General features: G+C 37.1%; 13 protein-coding genes. 2 read left to right on the top strand and 11 right to left on the bottom strand.

Going from position 1 to position 18502, the window contains the following annotated elements; all coding sequences use genetic code 11:
• Positions 1-9: 9 nt before the first annotated feature.
• The 5 genes from addA to AC1Q8N_RS15070 form a co-directional block, all read right to left on the bottom strand.
• The gene (addA, locus tag AC1Q8N_RS15090; RefSeq protein WP_098077689.1) at positions 10-3735 is read right to left on the bottom strand and encodes a helicase-exonuclease AddAB subunit AddA; all 3726 of its coding nucleotides are present in this window, start codon (positions 3733-3735) and stop codon (positions 10-12) included.
• Entirely contained in the window at positions 3732-7247 is a 3516-nt protein-coding gene (gene addB, locus AC1Q8N_RS15085) for a helicase-exonuclease AddAB subunit AddB (protein WP_098077685.1), read from the bottom strand. Before addB ends, addA begins: the two co-directional genes overlap by 4 nt.
• A 116-nt stretch (positions 7248-7363) precedes the next feature.
• The gene (lepB, locus tag AC1Q8N_RS15080) at positions 7364-7927 is read right to left on the bottom strand and encodes a signal peptidase I (RefSeq protein ID WP_048545235.1); all 564 of its coding nucleotides are present in this window, start codon (positions 7925-7927) and stop codon (positions 7364-7366) included.
• Between the two features lie 56 nt (positions 7928-7983).
• Positions 7984-8577, bottom strand: a complete 594-nt coding sequence (locus AC1Q8N_RS15075) for a TVP38/TMEM64 family protein (protein ID WP_000347517.1) — start codon at positions 8575-8577, stop codon at positions 7984-7986.
• A gap of 979 nt (positions 8578-9556) precedes the next feature.
• The gene (locus AC1Q8N_RS15070; protein WP_048545237.1) at positions 9557-10138 is read right to left on the bottom strand and encodes a competence protein ComK; all 582 of its coding nucleotides are present in this window, start codon (positions 10136-10138) and stop codon (positions 9557-9559) included.
• 284 nt (positions 10139-10422) lie between these two features.
• Here AC1Q8N_RS15070 and AC1Q8N_RS15065 point away from each other — a divergent pair, with 284 nt between their 5' ends.
• Positions 10423-10608: a hypothetical protein gene (locus AC1Q8N_RS15065; RefSeq protein WP_000391436.1), complete on the top strand. Its 186-nt coding sequence runs from the start codon at positions 10423-10425 to the stop codon at positions 10606-10608.
• 231 nt (positions 10609-10839) lie between these two features.
• On the opposite strand, the gene cspA is transcribed toward AC1Q8N_RS15065, so the two are convergent.
• Positions 10840-11043, bottom strand: coding sequence for an RNA chaperone/antiterminator CspA (gene cspA / locus AC1Q8N_RS15060; protein ID WP_000301521.1), 204 nt, complete (start codon positions 11041-11043; stop codon positions 10840-10842).
• A 373-nt stretch (positions 11044-11416) separates the two neighbouring features.
• Between cspA and AC1Q8N_RS15055 the strand changes: the two genes are divergently transcribed.
• On the top strand, positions 11417-12208 hold the full coding sequence (locus AC1Q8N_RS15055; RefSeq protein ID WP_098077676.1) for a phosphotransferase: 792 nt from the start codon (positions 11417-11419) through the stop codon (positions 12206-12208).
• 119 nt (positions 12209-12327) lie between these two features.
• Here AC1Q8N_RS15055 and aceA read toward each other — a convergent pair whose 3' ends face one another.
• From aceA to AC1Q8N_RS15030, 5 genes are all read right to left on the bottom strand, one after another.
• Positions 12328-13605, bottom strand: a complete 1278-nt coding sequence (aceA, locus tag AC1Q8N_RS15050) for an isocitrate lyase (protein ID WP_404518769.1) — start codon at positions 13603-13605, stop codon at positions 12328-12330.
• Between the two features lie 22 nt (positions 13606-13627).
• Positions 13628-15217, bottom strand: a complete 1590-nt coding sequence (gene aceB / locus AC1Q8N_RS15045; RefSeq protein ID WP_098077673.1) for a malate synthase A — start codon at positions 15215-15217, stop codon at positions 13628-13630.
• A gap of 217 nt (positions 15218-15434) precedes the next feature.
• Entirely contained in the window at positions 15435-16061 is a 627-nt protein-coding gene (locus tag AC1Q8N_RS15040; protein ID WP_306472354.1) for an S-layer homology domain-containing protein, read from the bottom strand.
• A gap of 381 nt (positions 16062-16442) precedes the next feature.
• Entirely contained in the window at positions 16443-17345 is a 903-nt protein-coding gene (locus AC1Q8N_RS15035; RefSeq protein WP_074651410.1) for a DMT family transporter, read from the bottom strand.
• Positions 17346-17557: 212 nt separating this feature from the next.
• A complete protein-coding gene (locus tag AC1Q8N_RS15030; RefSeq protein WP_412678042.1) occupies positions 17558-18349 on the bottom strand; it encodes a methyl-accepting chemotaxis protein in 792 nt (263 codons plus the stop codon).
• Between the last annotated feature and the right edge of the window lie 153 nt (positions 18350-18502).

Below are 18502 nucleotides of genomic sequence, written 5' to 3'. Positions count from 1 at the left end.
CAAGTCCCTCTATTCCTCAACTTTGACAACATGATTGCCATCAAAGAAATATAAGCATTTCTCTTTCACAGGATGTTGCAAGCTTTTTTCAAGCGCCTTTGCATATAACGAAAGCTGTACTTTATATCGATCTTCTAAAATTGGTTTCGCTTGATCGAATCCGCCTGGGAACTTCCCTTCAATCGTATCCGTTTTGAAGTCGATTAAAGTGATACCATCTTCCTCTTCAATCATGCAGTCGATAACCCCTTGGACAAGAATTGTTTCGTCACTCTTACCTTGCCAATCTTGATACGCCTCTTCTGCTGCAAGCATCATCGTAAATGGCACTTCACGCTCAACGCTTTTCGCCGCTAATACCCTTTTACCTAAGTCACTGTCAAAGAATGAAATGACTTTTTCAATCGCTATTTCCTCTGCTTGCTCGAATGTTAATAGCTCTTTATTAACCATGCCACTAATTTGCTCCCGAATCACTTCTTCTGTAATCGGCTTCTTCAAATCAACATGCTGCATAACAGCGTGAACTGCCGTACCTCTTTCAGCATACGTTAATCCTTTTTTCTCCATAAAACGAGGACGTGTTTTAATTGGCGCACGTAGTTTTTTAATAAAGGCATTATCGCTACCTTCTTCTGATTGGTAGTTTCTTTTTATTTCTGTAACAGACTGTTTCGCACGGTGAGATGTTGCTTCCTCATATCCGTACTTCCACATTAATCTGTCGTACACTTCTTCTTTCCGTTCACTTTGCAAGGGAACAGCTTTTTTCTCACGAAGTGCTTCTAACAATTCTTGTTTCTCTTCTTGAACCGGTTCCGGTGCAAGTAACGTTTTGCCGTCAACAACTTCTACTTTCCAGCTCGTGTCATATCCATAGATTTCACCCGGAATGCTTCCTTGTCCTAATTCAAGAAGCATTTCACTATCACGATGTCTATATAATGAAGGTGCAATCCAGTCTAAATAACAAGACGCTCCGGCACGTATATGGTCTGGTAATAACCATTCACTATGCTCCCTTGCATCGAGCCATTTTTCCATTTCTTTATTGGCATCTTTAACCGTTCCAATTAAAATTAACTTCTCTTTCGCACGCGTTAACGCTACGTATAACACGCGCATTTCTTCCGCGATTAATTCCATTTTCATTTTACGCTTAATTGCTAGTTGCGATAATGTCGTATATTTAATTCGTTTACGAGGATCGATAAATTGTGAACCGAAACCGAAGTCTTTATGCAGTAAGAAACGTTTCATTAAATCTTGTGTATTAAAACGACGACCTAGTCCCGCTACAAATACGACTGGGAACTCAAGTCCTTTACTTTTATGAATCGTCATAATACGAACAACATCTTCTTGTTCACCTAAAGCTCTCGCAGTTCCCATATCATCACCGCGTTCTAAAATACGCTCAATAAAGCGTAAGAAGCGGAATAATCCTCTAAACGATGTTGCTTCATATTGTCTTGCACGGTCATAAAGTACACGCAGGTTTGCTTGCCTTTGCTTTCCGGCTGGTAAACCGCCAACAAAGTCATAATAACCTGTCTCACCGTACACTTTCCAAATTAAATCAGAAAGTGACTGTTGACGCGCGAATTCACGCCATCCTTGCAGTAAGTTATAGAACCACTCTAATTTATCATGTAGTTCTTGCTCTTCTTCAAGTGGTGCCCCTTTTAAGAATGTGCTCATTACTTCATAAAACGAACCTTTCTTCCCGTGAGCACGAAGCGTCGCAAGTTCCCCATCATTTAACCCAACGATTGGTGAACGAAGTACGGCGGCAAGCGGAATATCTTGCATCGGATTATCGATCACGCGGAAGACGTTCATCATAATATTTACTTCTGTCGCTTCAAAGTAACCAGTCGCAAGATCAGCGTATACTGGAATTCCTTGCAGCTTTAACTCTTCCATAATTTGCGGCGCCCATGGCATAGAGCGAAGTAAAATAACGAAGTCGCGGTATTGTACAGGGCGCATACTATCCATTTTACGATCATACACTTCATAGCCTGAATCAACCATCGCTTTAATACGCTGCGCCATAAGGCGAGCTTCAAGTTGCGCTTTTTCTACTTCCGCACCTTCTTCTCCGTCTTGCACTTCTTCTTCCGTTTGCTGAATACATAGTAGTTCAGCTGCTACATCTTCACCTTCTGGATAGCTAGCACCTAACTTTAATTCAGCGTCAGCATCATAGTCGATTTCTCCGACTTCTTCGCCCATAATTTGTTTGAAAATAAAGTTCGTACCTGCTAACACTTCATGACGGCTACGGAAGTTTTTCGCTAAATCGATTTTCATTCCGCCGTCTAATCCTTCTTGCGTAAAGCGTTTATACTTTCCTAGGAACAGGCCTGGTTCTGCTAGTCGGAAACGATAGATCGACTGCTTCACGTCACCTACCATGAACAAGTTCCCTTCACTCTCAGAATCTTTCGTTACGAATTTAATAATGGATTCCTGCACAAAGTTCGTATCTTGATATTCATCGACTAGTACTTCAGCAAATTTATTACGATATTGAAGCGCTACTGCTGATAGCTTCATTTCACCATTTTCACTTTGTTCACTTAAAATTTGTAAGCAGAAATGCTCTAAATCTGTGAAATCGACCATTCCTTTATCCCGCTTCATCGCTTGGAAACGCTCTGTAAATACTTTTACAAGCTGTACGAGTTTTTCTAATACAGGATGCATATCTTGAAAATCTCGTAAGAAACTTTCAGGTCTACGGCTAAATAACTCTTCTTGTAATTTCTTCACTTCATCTTTCGCTTTATTACGAAGAGAGTCTACTTGTTTTACAACATCCTCGTTGTAATCACTTTTCTTAATACGCTTTAACGTTTGCCACGATACATTTTGCATCGCTTCATACACACTTGTCCATGATTCACGAGCAGCTGATGATAACGTTCCAAGTAAAACTACATCAGCTTGCAGTGTTTCAACGCGGGGCGTCGGACCGTCAGGAAGCATTGCAAGTTCAGTCGCTTTACGAATATGTGTCTCTGCTGTTTCAAGCTGGAATTTCACATCTTCTAATAAGTAAGAAGCGTACACTAGATCTTCAATTGTCTTTCCTTCCACGTCGTATGCTTCTACTAATTTATCGAGCCATTTTTCCGGATTTGGATGCGCTCTTGATTCTGTATGAAGCGCTAAAATCATACGCTGTAAGTCATCATCACTACGGTCACTCGTATAACGATCAACGAGTTCAAAGAAAATACCATTATCTTCAATTCCGTACTCTTCTTCTAATATGTCATCTAATACTTCTTCTTTTAACAGTTCATTTTCCGTTTGATTCGCAATGCGGAAACGAGGATCCACATCAAGCATGTAATAGTATCCTCTAATTACTTGTAAACAAAATGAATGGATTGTCGAAATAGCAGCTTTATTTAATAAGCTAAGCTGCTTTCTTACGTGCTGCGATCCTGGCTCATCAATTAATACCTTTTCTAACGCTTCCCCAATTCTGTTTTTCATCTCTTGCGCCGCTGCATTCGTAAATGTTACAACGAGCAGGCGGTCGACATCGACTGGGTTTTCTTCATTTATAATCTTTTTAATAATACGTTCAACTAATACTGCTGTTTTCCCTGATCCAGCTGCTGCCGCGACTAATATATCACGTCCGTTCGCTACAACCGCTTTCCACTGGTCATCCGTCCACTGACTACCTTCTGGTTTTTTAGGCCAATTTTCAATCATTCTCCGCCAACCTCCTCTCTAATTTTCTCCATCGCTTCGTTATCTTTCATATCTTTTAGCGTACGGAACTGGTTATCTTCGAGTGATTCATCGAACTGACAAACAGATTTGAAGTTACAGAACGTACACGCCGCTTTATTCCCCTTCTTATAAGGAGCAATATCAATAACGCCTTCTGTAATGTCTTTTCCGATATTTTCAAACGTATGGTGTACGTATTTTTGAAGTACGTTAAACTCTTGTTCACTTGCAATACTCGAACGCGCACTAAAACTGCCATCTTTTTTCAAACCAGCAGAAATAATATCAGAGCTGCCTGTTGAAAGTTTGTTATCCATTAAACGAACAACATCAGCATCTCCTAGTACAAGTCCTTTCATTTTAAATTTCTTTAAAATTTCTTTCTCAATTTCTGCTTCAGATGCGTCACCCTTCATCTCAACAATCGGGTTATGAATATGGAAGTACAGTACACCAGCCGGTGATGCAGTACCTCCCTTTTTCATCCACGTATGTGCATTCGAAGTAACAACATCTAAATACGTTAACATTTGAAGTGCTAATCCGTAATACACTTCCGTTAAGTCTAACGCTTTTGAACTTGATTTATAGTCAATAATACGTAGGAATGTACCGTTTTCGTCTTCTGCCTTATCAACACGGTCAATACGACCAACTACTTCCATCTTCACACCATTTGGTAATGAGAATTCCATCGGCGGAAGCGATCCTGTACCGCCCATACCGAATGGCACTTCTAAATCAACTGGTACGAAACCGCTTGACTTCGCATGTTCACGAAGAATGATCGATGTACGGAAAATGATTTGTTGTAGTTTTTGTTTTAAATAGAAATGACGATTTGAACTTAATAAAATTTGTCTTTGTAATAACGGTGCAATCTCTTCTATTACTACAGCCGAAAGATGCTCACACTCTTTTATTGATAAATCCGCCCAAGTACGGTTTTCACGTAATAGCCTGTCTGCAATTCTCTTCAGCGCTGCATGGAATAGTTCCCCGATATCTGGCGCATCCAATTTGAAAATGTCACGCTCTCTTAACGATAAACCGTGCTGCGCGAAATGAGCATATGCGCAACGGTTAAATAGTTCCATACGAGATACGCTTCCTTTTATTTTATCTCCATATAAATCTCTACTTACAACTGTACTTAGCTTTTGCGCACGATTTCGGTAGAATAAACTTGATAATACGCGGCTACTTTTTTGTTTCCATTCATCTGAAGTTACGTAGAAGTTATATACATCCCACCAAAAATCTAAATTCCCTTCAAATCCATATCGCTTCCACGTTTGAAGTTGCTGCATAACATATGACAACGTTACTTCTGGCGTTGCTACGTATGAAATTTGTTCTAAACGTGATAAATCATTTACGTCATTTGTAATAAATGTATCTTTCACATCAGGGAACATTCTTTTTATTTTCTTAATAAAGCTAGACGCAAGTAACGTCTTCCCTTCCTCATCTGCAAGCGGGCATGAAATATATAATTTCTCAGTTGCTCTCGTTACCATTTGGTACATAACGAACTGTTCTTCTAATAAGGTTTGTCTCGTCGTTGGTGCTAATTCGATACCTGCAACGCTAAGAACTTCTCTTTCCTCATCAGAAAGCATCCCTTCATCCATCGGTGCTGCTGGAATTACACCTTCATTCACGCCAATGACAAATGTTGCTTTCACATTTGATAATCTAGAACGATCAATATTCGCAATTAACACTTGGTCTAATGACGGCGGAATGTTTGCGAATTGAAGCGCCTCAAGCCCTGTCGACATAACGTCTGTGAACATAGAAAGTGACATTTTCTCTTCGCCAAGCATTTCAACGAACGTATCAAGAAGACTCATTACTTCTTCCCATACTTGCTCATGATCTGTCGCAAATAAGAAATCTCCGCTCTCTTCTGCACGAACACGTAATGCTTCTAGTTTTTTCGGAACATCAAGCTCTTCTAAAAATAAGTAAACAGCTTCGCACATTTGCATCACTGTTCCCGCACGTTTCAGCCTTTTTTGCATACGAGTAACAGGCGTTCTTACAACGTCGCGCAGTCGATTTATTTTCTCTTCCATTTCACGTTCACTGTCTGTAATCATCCCGTCTGTATCGTCAAGAGAACGATAGCGGCGATACATCCATGGATCTTCAGAAGTCCATCTCTTCCCTTGTACACCGTACGCTAAACAGTAGTTTTCAAACTCATCCATCTCTTCGCGCATCGTTTCTTTTCTTACGTCTAATGGATATAAAAGCTCAGTTTTCACGCAGCGAAACACTGCATCATAACGCCAATTCCCACTAATAATCTCTAGTGCAGAACGAATACATTCTACTAGCGGATGATGTGACATCGGGCGTTTTTCATCGATGAAGTGCGGGATATTATAATCTGTAAATAACGTTCGCATCACATCGTAATAACTTTCCCCATTACGAAGAAGAACCGCAATATCTCGGTAACGATAGTCTTCGTCCGCCACAAGTCTACGAATTTCACGAGCAACACCTTCTACTTCAGCTCGTAAATTCGCGGCTGTACTAATCGTTACACTTGCTTCCCCGTGAAACTTTTCATTTGGTCGTGCTTCATAATGCGTTTCTAAATGCGCTAATGCTTGCGAATGAAAACGTGGTTGTTCCATAAGCGGAATCGTTTTTTCAATTTCTATCTTCTCTTCACGTGCTACTTGTATTATTTTTTCATACGTTAACGTCGTTTCATAAAATAAATCTAGTTCATTTACTGGCTGCGCTAACGTTTTTTCATCTATCGTTAACGTGATCGTAACTCTCGCTCCGCAAATCATAAGCTGTCTTACAATTTCTAGTTCTTGCGGTGAAAATGAATGAAATCCATCTATATAAATTTCAGCCCCATTTACATATTCAGACTGTGGAAGCTTTTCGACTAGCAATTGTAGGTAGTCTTCTGAATCCAAATATTTCCCGATTAAAGCACGTTCAAAATCATCATATAATAGTTGTAAATCATACACTTTATTCGCTAATAGCTTTTGTTCTGCACTGCTACTATGCGCATCTAATTGTTGCCACATTTCATATACGTTCGATGGCGTCACGTTGTAACGTTTAAACTCCGCAATCATACTACCAAGATGTTCAAAGAAACCGTTTTGCTCCGCTGCTTTTTGGAACACCGATAATCCATCTTTACGAGACTCTACAATTTTACGAAGTAACATATGTACGCCTGCTTCATCAATGTGAAGACGACTCGCTCCGCCAACTTCTTGCAGCACCTTCCACGCTAACCGTGAAAAACTAAAAACTTGTGCCCGAATAGAACCTCTAACATCCTCACTATCAATTAACGCCTGCTGTGTTTGGAATGTCATCTGTTCTGGCACAAGATATAATATTGTTTCCCCTCTTGGGCGCTGCTTTAACTCTTCTTGCACTTCGTGTAAACAAAGTGTACTTTTTCCACTTCCCGCTCTACCAATCACAAATCGAAGTGACATGTAACCCCACCTTTCACTTACATAACGAACGTTAGTTTGCTACTATAATTGTATTATAGGACACGAAAAAAGACAAACAGAGTAGTTTGCCTTTTTCTATACTTCTATCTATTATATCAACCTTTTGAAAAATTCGTTTGCACCTCTTGAATTGGCCAATATCGTAAATCAACTTTACCGACAACTGTATCAGCTTTTACAAATCCAAAGTGTCTACTATCCCAGCTTCCGAGTCGGTTATCGCCTACTACAAAAATATATCCAGGTGGTACCGACTTTTCTTTCGTTAACTCTTCTAGTTTAAAATCACCTGTTAGTTGTCGTCCATTTGTCTCTTTCTTATACGTCTCTAAATAAGGTTCATCCACGAATTGTCCGTTTATATACAGTTTATCATGCTTATATTCAATTTGATCCCCAGGTAGACCGATAATTCGTTTTACGTAGTCCTCTTTTTTATTCGCATGAAACACAACAACATCAAACCTGTTCAAGTCCCCTACTTGATAACTCACCTTATTTACAACGAGCATATTGCCATCTTGCAATGTCGGCATCATTGACTTCCCCTCTACAACGTACGTTGAAAAGAAAAACGTTCGAAAAAATACAGCTAATAATACACCAATTAAAATTGTTCGTATCCACTCTATGCCTTCTTTTTTCAAAGTTTTCTTCATCAGCTTCTCCCCTTATCCTTTAATAATGAAGCTTTCCTTTACAAAGAAGACTATTCTTAATGTAGTTCTAACTTTACTTCGATTTTCTTACCGACATACCATAAAATAAAAATACCAATTGCTACAATGACTGATTTCACCGGATTATGAATAAATGACATTAAATCATGACCGATATACGTTAAAATAAAAATCATCACAAGCTTTCCGAACGCGAGCGCAAGTCCAAACTGCTTTACACTAATGCGAGATAAACCAGCGACAACATTTATAAGCGCAGACGGTGTAAACGGAAAACAAAATATGACGAAAATTGGCGCAAACCCTTTCCTTTCAATCCACCCCATTGCCTTTCGTACTCTCTCATGCTTATTTACAAAAGAAAAGAAACGACTTCGGCCAAAATGGCGGATAATGAAAAAGACAAGTAAGGCGCCCATTACTGATCCAAGCCAAGAATAAAGAAAACCGAGCCAAAATCCAAATGCAACAGCATTCGCCAGTACAAATACGATGAGTGGCAATGCCGGAATCAACGCTTCTATCATCGGTAAACCAATACCAAGAAGTGGTCCGAACGCTTTATAGCTTTCAACAATATGATCCATATTTTCTGGTGAAAAATACTCTTTGATTGTCTGAAAATCCATTCTACACTTTACCCCTTTACTCTAAGTACTACCTCTACTGTATCATCGCTTATATGAAAGAGGAAATGGTAGATACGACATATGGAGATGTAATTATTAAGTTTCCATATCTTCCATTAGAATTCCTTCATTATTATGCTATGATAATCTATCAATATTCGACAATATTTAGAAAGAAATACTATATAGTGGCACTCAATATTTTTCAAAAACAACTTTGTTGCGCATAATGAGGTTTTTATATCAACAATACACCTACCTTTTAATTAATTAAAATAATATGAAAAACAAACCTTACACTTTAATTTTGTATTCTCTCCAATTATTAAAGAACTAGTAGTTTTATAATTTAGTAAGCAAAAATAATAAAAAGGACTACTTCAAAATTATAATTTTGAAGTAGTCCTTTTTGAATTTCAATTTAATTTTAATAAATAACGTTTAATTATTCTTTTTATCCTTAAGAAAAAGAATTACAGAAATAATTACTAGAACAATAACTATGGCATCTAAAACATATGATACCGTTGTACTTAAACTCATTAATTTCATATTTATAAGCCCTGCATACAAACCTACAAATATCATTAATAAATCGTATATCTTTTTTAATTTTAAATAACGAATTACAAAAAACACTGAAAAACTAAAGAAGAAAATCGTACTGATGATAGTCATATTTCACTCCTATATCATTATTCAAAACAAGCAGAATAAATACTTCCTAAAGCAAAGAAATCTAGCAACGCTTGTTTAGCTTCTGGTCCCGCTGCACTTGCTGCTTTTTTCATATTTAATACCCACTTTCTATTTTTTAATTCTATAATTTGAAATCGATATAATCTCTTTTAATATTATATTATAAAAATATATATATTCTCCCGAAAAATATATGCGTCTTTCCGAAATGTATTTTTCGGAAAGACGCATATATTAAAAGACTCAATACTATTTTTTAAACTACTTCTAAAATCCTTTTTTACACATCTTCTTCTCTAACAACATACACTCTCTCATAAGCCGGTCTTAATGTCGATTCATCCCTTTGATCAATCTCTTTAAAACAAGGGTTTCCTTGTTTTTTTCTACGATCTTCATATTCAGTACGCAATTTCGCTGTACGATTTTGTTGATTTTCAAAACTACTTTTTGATATTTCTAATTTCACAGCAAAGCCATTTATAAATCTAACAATAACATTTCCATCTTTTAACTCTTTATTACTTTCAATATAAAACTGAGACAACCAAGAGCATTCTTTTCTAGAGTAAGAATAAGTAGGAAAAAAATAAAGTTGATCTGCCGGACTAATCGCAATCGGTGCTTTATGTGTAATATGAGTTAACTCTTTCGTTCCTTCTTTTCTGCCTAAGAAACTAGAGCCATGCTTGCGGCAACTTCTTTCTATAATATCTAGAGGCTTTTGAAATACGAAAAAGGAATCTTCCCTCTCAACAACTCGTGTAACAATTTTCTTTTCACTTAGAATAACAGGAAGTAAGGCCATTGTATTTTTATTTACCACATAGTTTTCAACATAACGTTCTACTTTACTTTCCATATTCTACTGTCTCCTTTTTTTCCATTTATATTAGCAGCTGCATATATAATTTTAGCATCTACGAAAAGGAATAGGTTTACAGATTCCGCTTTTTTACAATACTTTATCATTTATCAAACATCTTCCAAATTATAAAATAATTATATAGTGATTCCATAATTTAAAACCTATACAAATGCATATATACTACCTATAAATATTTACAACTGCTTCTTCATTTTTCATCATCACGACAATTAACTTTGCTATAATTAAAAGGAAAATCCAATAAATGGAGGTCCACTATGGAAGAAAAAGAAATGCAACCAACGATTCAAATGAAAAACAGTAGCATTGTGATCGTGAAAAACTCAGCTAGCATTATATTCGGCTTATTTTTCATTCTACTATTTTTTGCAAAGCCTTTTCGTAAATCGAAATGCCCTGAATGTAAGAAACGCGCGAAGAAAAAGGTTGAAAAAGAAGAGTAAAAGGCCTTCCATTTCGGAAAGCCTTTTATTCTTCTTCATCTTCAAAAAAAACGACTATTTTTTCTTCATCTAAAACGAGCGAATGAGATTTCTTCAATCGTATTGTGTAGGTCTACTTTATTCCCACTACGAACATCGAGTATTACTTCATTTGTATACTTTTCCATCGTATATTACAACAAAAAAAGGGATGGCAGCAGCCATCCCTTTTTTCCATAATAAACTATAAAATTATAGTTTGATTACGTTTTTAGCTTGAGGTCCACGGTTACCATCTTCGATTTCGAAGCTAACTTTTTGACCTTCTTCTAGAGATTTGAAACCTTCAGTTTCGATTGCAGAGAAATGTACGAATACATCGTTTTCGCCTGGAACTTCGATGAAACCGAATCCTTTTTCGTTGTTAAACCATTTTACTTGTCCTGTTACTGCCATAATTATTTCCTCCTAAAGAAAACACAATTTATTTTAGTCTTCCTGTATAAAAAAAGAATCCACACATTATCAAACACGAAACATAAACTAGTTCTCACATACTTTTTCTCGTTCGTTTTTCGGCACTTGATAATATATGGATTGCTTAATTTAACTATTCAACTGACTTCATCATAGCATACTTAAAATGAAATGTACAATCTTTTTTGAAAATAACTGACAAATTAAATTGATTGTACATTCGTAAATAATTGATTTTAGTATGTGCGGATTTCACTATGAAGTGAACACAAACATCATTTGAATACGATTACATCCCTTGTTCTGAAGTGTTACAATATAATCGTACAGTCGTTATATTGGAGGGGATTATATGTCAAACTACACCAACGAAGAAAAGCTTACAGGGGGAAATGTATCAAATGTGTATCGTTCTGAAAATACTGTTCGGCGAGAATTAAAGCCAGGTAGTGCAAAAATTCATACATTATTACAACACTTAGAAAACAAAGGGTTTCATCATGCTCCAAAGTTTTTAGATGTAGATGAAAAAGATAGAGAGATTTTATCCTTTATTGAAGGAGACGCTGGGAATTATCCGTTAAAAGAATATATGCGATCTAATGATGTTTTAAAGGAAATAGCAAAGATGCTCCGCCTTTATCATGATGCGGTAAGTGACTTTCCCTTATCAGATGAATGGCAACCGATGGATCTTACTCCAAATAACATTGAGGTTATTTGCCATAACGATTTTGCTATATATAACATTATTTTTCATGACGAGAAACCAGTAGGTATTATTGATTTCGATGTTGCTGCTCCTGGTCCGAGAATTTGGGATATCGCTTATACGCTTTATACTTGTGTACCTTTAAGTAGAGTGTATTATACAGAATCGGGTGAGGCAGTTCATTATGAATCGGCACAACATGCTAGCCGTATGAAAGAAAGAGTGAAATTGTTTGTCCAGTCCTACGGTAAAAGTATGGACGAAGATTACTTAGGAATAGTGTTACTACGATTAGAAGCATTATGTACATATATGAAAAGAAAAGCACAAGAAGGTGACTTGAATTTCCAAAGAATGATTGATGAAGGACATTTAGAGCATTATGAGAAAGATATGCAGTTTATTCGCGATCATAGAGCTGAGTGGATTTGATAATATCGTCTTTTTTGTCGGTAAGTCGATATATTTGAAAAACCGTTGATGTATTTCCATTTACTCTCGAATCGTTCCGAAAATAACAAGGGCACCCTTCAAAAAGGTGCCCCTTCCTTTTATTTCGTAAACTGTGCTTCTTCTGTAGATCCTTTTAGCGCTGTCGTTGATGAAGTACCGCCTGTAATAACTTGAGCTACTTCATCAAAGTAACCTGTTCCTACTTCGCGTTGATGACGAGTTGCAGAGTAGCCGTGTTTTTCTGCTGCGAATTCTGCTTGTTGTAGTTCAGAGTATGCTGCCATGCCGCGCTCTTTATAGCCACGTGCTAATTCAAACATGCCGTAGTTTAATGAGTGGAATCCCGCTAGTGTTACGAACTGGAACTTATAACCGTAAGATGCGATTTCTTTTTGGAAGCTTGCAATTGTTTTTTCATCTAATTTTTGTTTCCAGTTAAATGAAGGTGAACAGTTATATGCAAGCAATTTCCCTGGATGCTCTTTATGAATTGCATCCGCAAATCGTTTTGCATCTTCTAAATTTGGTTCAGATGTTTCGCACCAAACGAGATCTGCATAAGGAGCGTATGCTAAACCACGTGCAATTGCTTGATCAAGACCTGCTTTCGTACGGTAAAATCCTTCTGGAGTTCTTTCACCTGTAATAAACGCTTGATCAACCGGATCGATATCGCTCGTAATTAAATCTGCTGCATCCGCATCTGTTCTTGCAACGATAATTGTCGGTACTCCCATTACGTCTGCAGCAAGGCGTGCAGAAATTAAATTACGCACCGCTGTTTGCGTTGGTAGTAATACTTTTCCGCCTAAATGACCGCATTTCTTCTCTGAAGATAATTGATCTTCAAAGTGCACGCCAGATGCACCTGCTTCAATCATACCTTTCATCAGCTCAAATACATTTAATTGTCCGCCAAATCCAGCTTCTGCATCTGCTACAATCGGTACGAAATAATCTGTATCACCGCTTCCTTCCATATGCTGAATTTGATCCGCACGTTGAAGTGTTTGATTAATTCGTTTTACTACAGCAGGTACGCTGTTCGCTGGATATAAACTTTGGTCTGGATACATATGGCCAGAAAGGTTCGCATCTGCTGCTACTTGCCATCCACTTAAATAAATTGCTTTTAACCCAGCTTTTACTTGTTGCATCGCTTGGTTTCCTGTTAATGCGCCAAGTGCATTAATGTAATCTTCCGTATGAAGCGATGCCCAAAGCTTTTCAGCACCGCGGCGCGCTAACGTATGTTCAATATCAATTGACCCGCGCAGGCGAATTACATCTTGTGCCGAATATGGGCGTGTAATCCCTTTCCAGCGCGTATCTAATTCCCAACTCTCTTGTAATTTCTCAATTCTTTCGTTTTTCATTTGTTCCATCCCCTTTTCGTTTTTATAAAATTTCATAACCCGGTAATGTTAAAAATGGTACGAATTCATCATTCCGAACGAGATTTGTAAACAACGTTGTCGCCTCTTGGAATCTCCCTTTCTTAAAGGCTTCTTTACCAATCTCTCTTTCTATTTTTGCTAGCTCTTCTTCTTTTAACTCTTCCATCAATTCAAGCGTAATATTACGACCGTCATGTAGCTTTCCACCTTCATGACGAATCCATTGCCATACTTGTGCCCTAGAAATTTCCGCTGTTGCCGCATCTTCCATTAAGTTATAAATTGGTGCTGCTCCCCGTCCGCTTAACCAAGATGCGATATATTGAATACCTACGCTAATATTCAGGCGAAGTCCCTCTTCTGTAATCGTTCCCACTGGTACTTCTAATAAATCCTTTTCTGTAACATGTATTTCTTCACGTTTTCTAAAAATTTGATTCGGGGTTTTCATAATGTGATTAAATACTTCCATCGCAACTGGTACGAGTCCCGGGTGGGCAACCCAAGTCCCGTCATGACCGTCTAAAGCTTCGCGCTCTTTATCTGCACGTACTTTTTCAAAAGCTGCTTCATTCGCTTCTGGATTGTTTTTAATCGGAATTTGTGCTGCCATTCCTCCAATGGCTGGCGCATTACGGCGGTGACACGTTTGAATGACTTTCAAAGAATACGCGCGCATAAATGGCGCCGTCATCGTGACTTGCGCTCTATCTGGAAGTAAAAATTTATTATGTTTACGAAAGCTCTTTAGAAAGCTGAAAATATAATCCCATCTTCCGCAATTTAACCCAGCAGAATGATCTTTAAGCTCATACAAAATTTCATCCATTTCAAACGAAGCGTGAATCGTTTCCAGTAACACCGTCGCTTTAATCGTTCCGTTTGGAATACCGATATATTTTTGAGCAAATACGAAAACATCATTCCATAACCTTGCTTCTAAATGGCTTTCCATTTTCGGTAAGTAAAAGTATGGACCGCTTCCTTTTGCTAAAAGAGCTTTCGCATTATGGAAAAAATAAAGTCCGAAATCTACTAAGCTACCAGACATATTCTTCCCATCAACTTGCATATGTTTTTCTTCTAAATGCCATCCTCTTGGACGCACAATTAATACTGCTGTTTTACTATTTAAACGATATTCTTTTCCGTTTTCATTTTTATATGAAATCGTTCCCTGCACTGCATCTCGTAAATTTATTTGACCTTCAATTGCATTCTCCCAAGTTGGTGAATTCGAGTCTTCAAAATCTGCCATAAAAAGATGCGCTCCTGAATTTAAAGCGTTAATAACCATCTTTCTATCTACTGGTCCAGTAATCTCTACGCGGCGATCCTCTAAATCTTTTGGCAATTTGGCAATTGTCCAATCCGCTTCACGTATGCGCTTTGTTTCTTCTAAAAACTTCGGAAACTCTCCTGCATCAATTCTCTTTTGTTTCTCCGCACGCTTTTGTAAAAGTTCTATGCGGCGCTCATTGAAATTTTCATGTAGTTCCTTTAAAAAACTAAGCGCCTCAGGTGTCAATATTTCGTTGTACGCCGGTAACATTTCTCCGGGCAATGTAACCCGTGAAGTTTGCGTCGACATATTAGCATCCCCTTCTTAAACTGTTTTATAACAGATTTGATTTTATGTTTTATATTATATAACAAATCTTCAGAAAAGGAAGTTTTTTTTGAAAATTCATTTCGTTTTTTTTTCAAAATACCTTTCTTTCGCGCTTTATCCCATACAAAAAAGGCCACTGTTATACAACAATGACCTTTTTGTATTATTTTTCAAATATTACTTTACTGGTTAAACCTTATTGCTGTCCTTGTTCCATATCATGCAAAATTGCTTTGTATAAAAACTGTGCGTATTGCTCTCTTTTTACTTTCATGGATAGGCCGAATTTATTATCTCCGATTCCCGCTGTAATACCATTTGTTTGTATTGCACTAATTGCATTCTTTGCCCATGAATTTGCTGAAACATCATTAAGCGTATGAGATCCCTTCGCCTGTAAATCAAAAGCATTCGTAAGCACTTGCGCCATTTCCGAACGAGTTAACGTTGCTTTCGGTCTAAAGTTTCCATGCTCGTCTCCCATAAAAATTTCTAGTTCCGTTAAAGCTAATATCTCTTCAATAAAGTTTGTTGAGTTTTCATCGATATCCCCATATGGGTTTTCATATTCCCCTTGTTCTTCTATATCAAATACACGATAAATTAAAGCTGCCACTTGCTCACGTGTTGTAAGGTCTCCAACACCATACTTTCCATTTCCGTATCCAACTATAATTTTATTATAAGCTAAATCTAAAATAGCATCATATGCCCAAAATCCGTATGGAACATCCTCAAATACGATCGTTTCCGGATATTCTTCCGCTTTTACAGGGGCCACATTCGTCCCTGCAAATATACCGCCTACCATTGTCGCAATCATCATTACACCCAATATTTTTTCTTCATTGTCCTCTCCCTATTTCCATTTTATGTTAAATAGAAAAATAATAGATAATACGAAGTTATCCATACTACATATGAAGTATTTTCAAATAAAATGAACTTCATTATTTCAGGAGTATTAATTTGTTGGTGAATGTAAGATAAAATGCAAATCTTCTAGAAGAACCATTTCGACTACCTCTCTGCTCTATACCTCCTTCTTTCTTATTTCAAAAAGGAAGCTTTCACATCTAAGGTACTATATATTAAAAATTCTACAATCTCTTTGTGAACTCCTTTACATTTTTAAATTTCACTTTATTGACACAAAAAGACGCAAATAGTATATATGCGTCTTTTCAATATCATTTTATTCAAATTACAAAGTAGCACTTTCCTTCATCGATAAATCCTTCTCTGTTCCCTTGCGAAAAGTAAATGCCATTCCTACAAATATAAGAACAATCCCTACTACTTGCATACTAGTCGGTCTAAACCCGGTAAAGACTGTATCTAATAATATTGCAACCGCAGGATCTAAAAACACTAATACAGAAATTAATCTCGTCGATAAACCTCTTAAACTGTCAAAAAATAAGTAATATACAAATCCCGTATGTATAAGTCCTGTTGCTGTAATCATCATCCAGTTCATCTCTGTTAACCCTTGAAACTTGCCAAAATCTACGAATGGTAGCAATAAAAATATACCTAAAAACGTTTGTAAAAATGTCATCGCATATGCGCTCGTATGCTGAATTCCTTTTCCTAATAAAGTGGTAAAAGCATAAAATAACGCTGCAAGAAGTGCCCATACCATTCCAGATGACATTAATTTCTCTAACGACATACTACCGTCTACTCCAGCTACTAAAACGGTACCGATAAAACAAATGACAATGGACATAACCGCAAATACTGTAAGTCTCTCTTTAAATACAATACTACCAATCATTAATACGATAATGGGGGCAAGATGGTACACTGAAATCGCAATTGTAATCGACATAACTTCAAACGCTTTAAATAAAAATACCCAGTTAAAAACGAGAAATACGCCGCATGCTAATATTTGCATTACTTCTTTTTTATTCCATTTCTCACTTTTATACTGTCCTGTTACGAGCCAACACAATGCTAAAAATATAGTTGCACAAATGCAACGAACGAATACTAATTCAAAAGACGGTAAACCTGTTTGAGTAGAAAAAAATCCAATTGATCCGAAAATAGACATCGAAAGGATCATTTTTATAGCCGGCATTGATTTTTTATTGAACACCCTTTCTCTCCTCCTATAAACTATCTTTTACAAATGAAAAATCTCCAAAACATTACGTATTATTATATATTACAATCGGAAAATTGTAAAAAAATAGAATATATTAAGTGACAGCTGCACAAAATTCCCATAAAAAAATCATCCTTTGTTATATAGGATGATTTTTTTATTTATTGAGTGGAATTTTTCTATATTAAAACTTAAATATACTACTACTTTTGAAGAGTAAATTGGGCAACTATTTGTTTTAATCCTCCTGCTGCATTATGCATCTGTTCAATTGAAACCGAGATCTCTTGAACAGATTTTTCTTGCTGTTGAATAGACTCTTTTACCCTATCAGTGCGGTCAGATGATCTTTGGGATATTTGAGCCATGTCTTCTGCAGAAGCCGAAATCTCCTCACTACTCGCTGCAATTTCATCTGTAGACATAGATACCGTTTGAATTTGCTCAGATACTTGCTGTACTTTTTCTGTAATTTTTCCAAATACTTTTTCTGTATGCATTACTACTTGTGTACCTGCCTGTACCTCCTTATCTACTTTCCCCATCATATGTACCGTATGGTTCGTTGTTCCCATAACTTGAGTAATAAGCTTCTCAATTTGTTTTGCAGAATCACTAGATTGTTCTGCTAATTTTCTTACTTCATCTGCCACAATTGCAAATCCTCTACCACTTTCCCCAGCACGAGCAGCCTCAATTGCGGCGTTTAATGCTAATAAGTTAATTTGAGAGGTAATACCTTGCATAACATCAATGATTTTAACAATTTCTTCTGATTGTTCTTTCATAGTCTCTACTTGTTTCACACCGTTATGTACTGAATTTTGGATTGTATCCATCTGTTGAATCATTTGTTTCATTAATTTGTTACCACTCTCTGCATCTAATGCTGATTGAGCAGACAATTCATTTACAGAGGATGATGTATTCACTATACTCTGCATTCCTTGTGTCAACTCTTCCATCGCACCCGCAGTTTGCTCCATTGCCTGCATTTGGCCCTCTGCGCCATTTGCAACTTCTTCAATATCTATCGTGATTTTCTTCGCTGCACCACTAGATACTTCCGATGCAGATACTACTCCGTCTGCATGTTGGAATAAAAGCTGAATATTATTCTCTACTTCTTGCATATTTGTTCTTAGCCC

This window comes from Bacillus sp. GW823-FHT06B01 (assembly GCF_058952315.1).
Note: the sequence above shows the minus strand (reverse complement) of the source record. Positions and strands in the feature narration are given on the sequence as shown.

What these genes read in the sequence shown, in the direction of transcription:
- addA (WP_098077689.1), bottom strand. Translation starts at nt 3,735, where the DNA reads ATGATTGAAAATTGGCCTAAAAAACCAGAAGGTAGTCAGTGGACGGAT.
- addB (WP_098077685.1), bottom strand. Translation starts at nt 7,247, where the DNA reads ATGTCACTTCGATTTGTGATTGGTAGAGCGGGAAGTGGAAAAAGTACA.
- lepB (WP_048545235.1), bottom strand. Translation starts at nt 7,927, where the DNA reads ATGAAGAAAACTTTGAAAAAAGAAGGCATAGAGTGGATACGAACAATT.
- AC1Q8N_RS15075 (WP_000347517.1), bottom strand. Translation starts at nt 8,577, where the DNA reads ATGGATTTTCAGACAATCAAAGAGTATTTTTCACCAGAAAATATGGAT.
- AC1Q8N_RS15070 (WP_048545237.1), bottom strand. Translation starts at nt 10,138, where the DNA reads ATGGAAAGTAAAGTAGAACGTTATGTTGAAAACTATGTGGTAAATAAA.
- AC1Q8N_RS15065 (WP_000391436.1), top strand. Translation starts at nt 10,423, where the DNA reads ATGGAAGAAAAAGAAATGCAACCAACGATTCAAATGAAAAACAGTAGC.
- cspA (WP_000301521.1), bottom strand. Translation starts at nt 11,043, where the DNA reads ATGGCAGTAACAGGACAAGTAAAATGGTTTAACAACGAAAAAGGATTC.
- AC1Q8N_RS15055 (WP_098077676.1), top strand. Translation starts at nt 11,417, where the DNA reads ATGTCAAACTACACCAACGAAGAAAAGCTTACAGGGGGAAATGTATCA.
- aceA (WP_404518769.1), bottom strand. Translation starts at nt 13,605, where the DNA reads ATGAAAAACGAAAGAATTGAGAAATTACAAGAGAGTTGGGAATTAGAT.
- aceB (WP_098077673.1), bottom strand. Translation starts at nt 15,217, where the DNA reads ATGTCGACGCAAACTTCACGGGTTACATTGCCCGGAGAAATGTTACCG.
- AC1Q8N_RS15040 (WP_306472354.1), bottom strand. Translation starts at nt 16,061, where the DNA reads ATGATTGCGACAATGGTAGGCGGTATATTTGCAGGGACGAATGTGGCC.
- AC1Q8N_RS15030 (WP_412678042.1), bottom strand. Translation starts at nt 18,349, where the DNA reads ATGCAGGCAATGGAGCAAACTGCGGGTGCGATGGAAGAGTTGACACAA.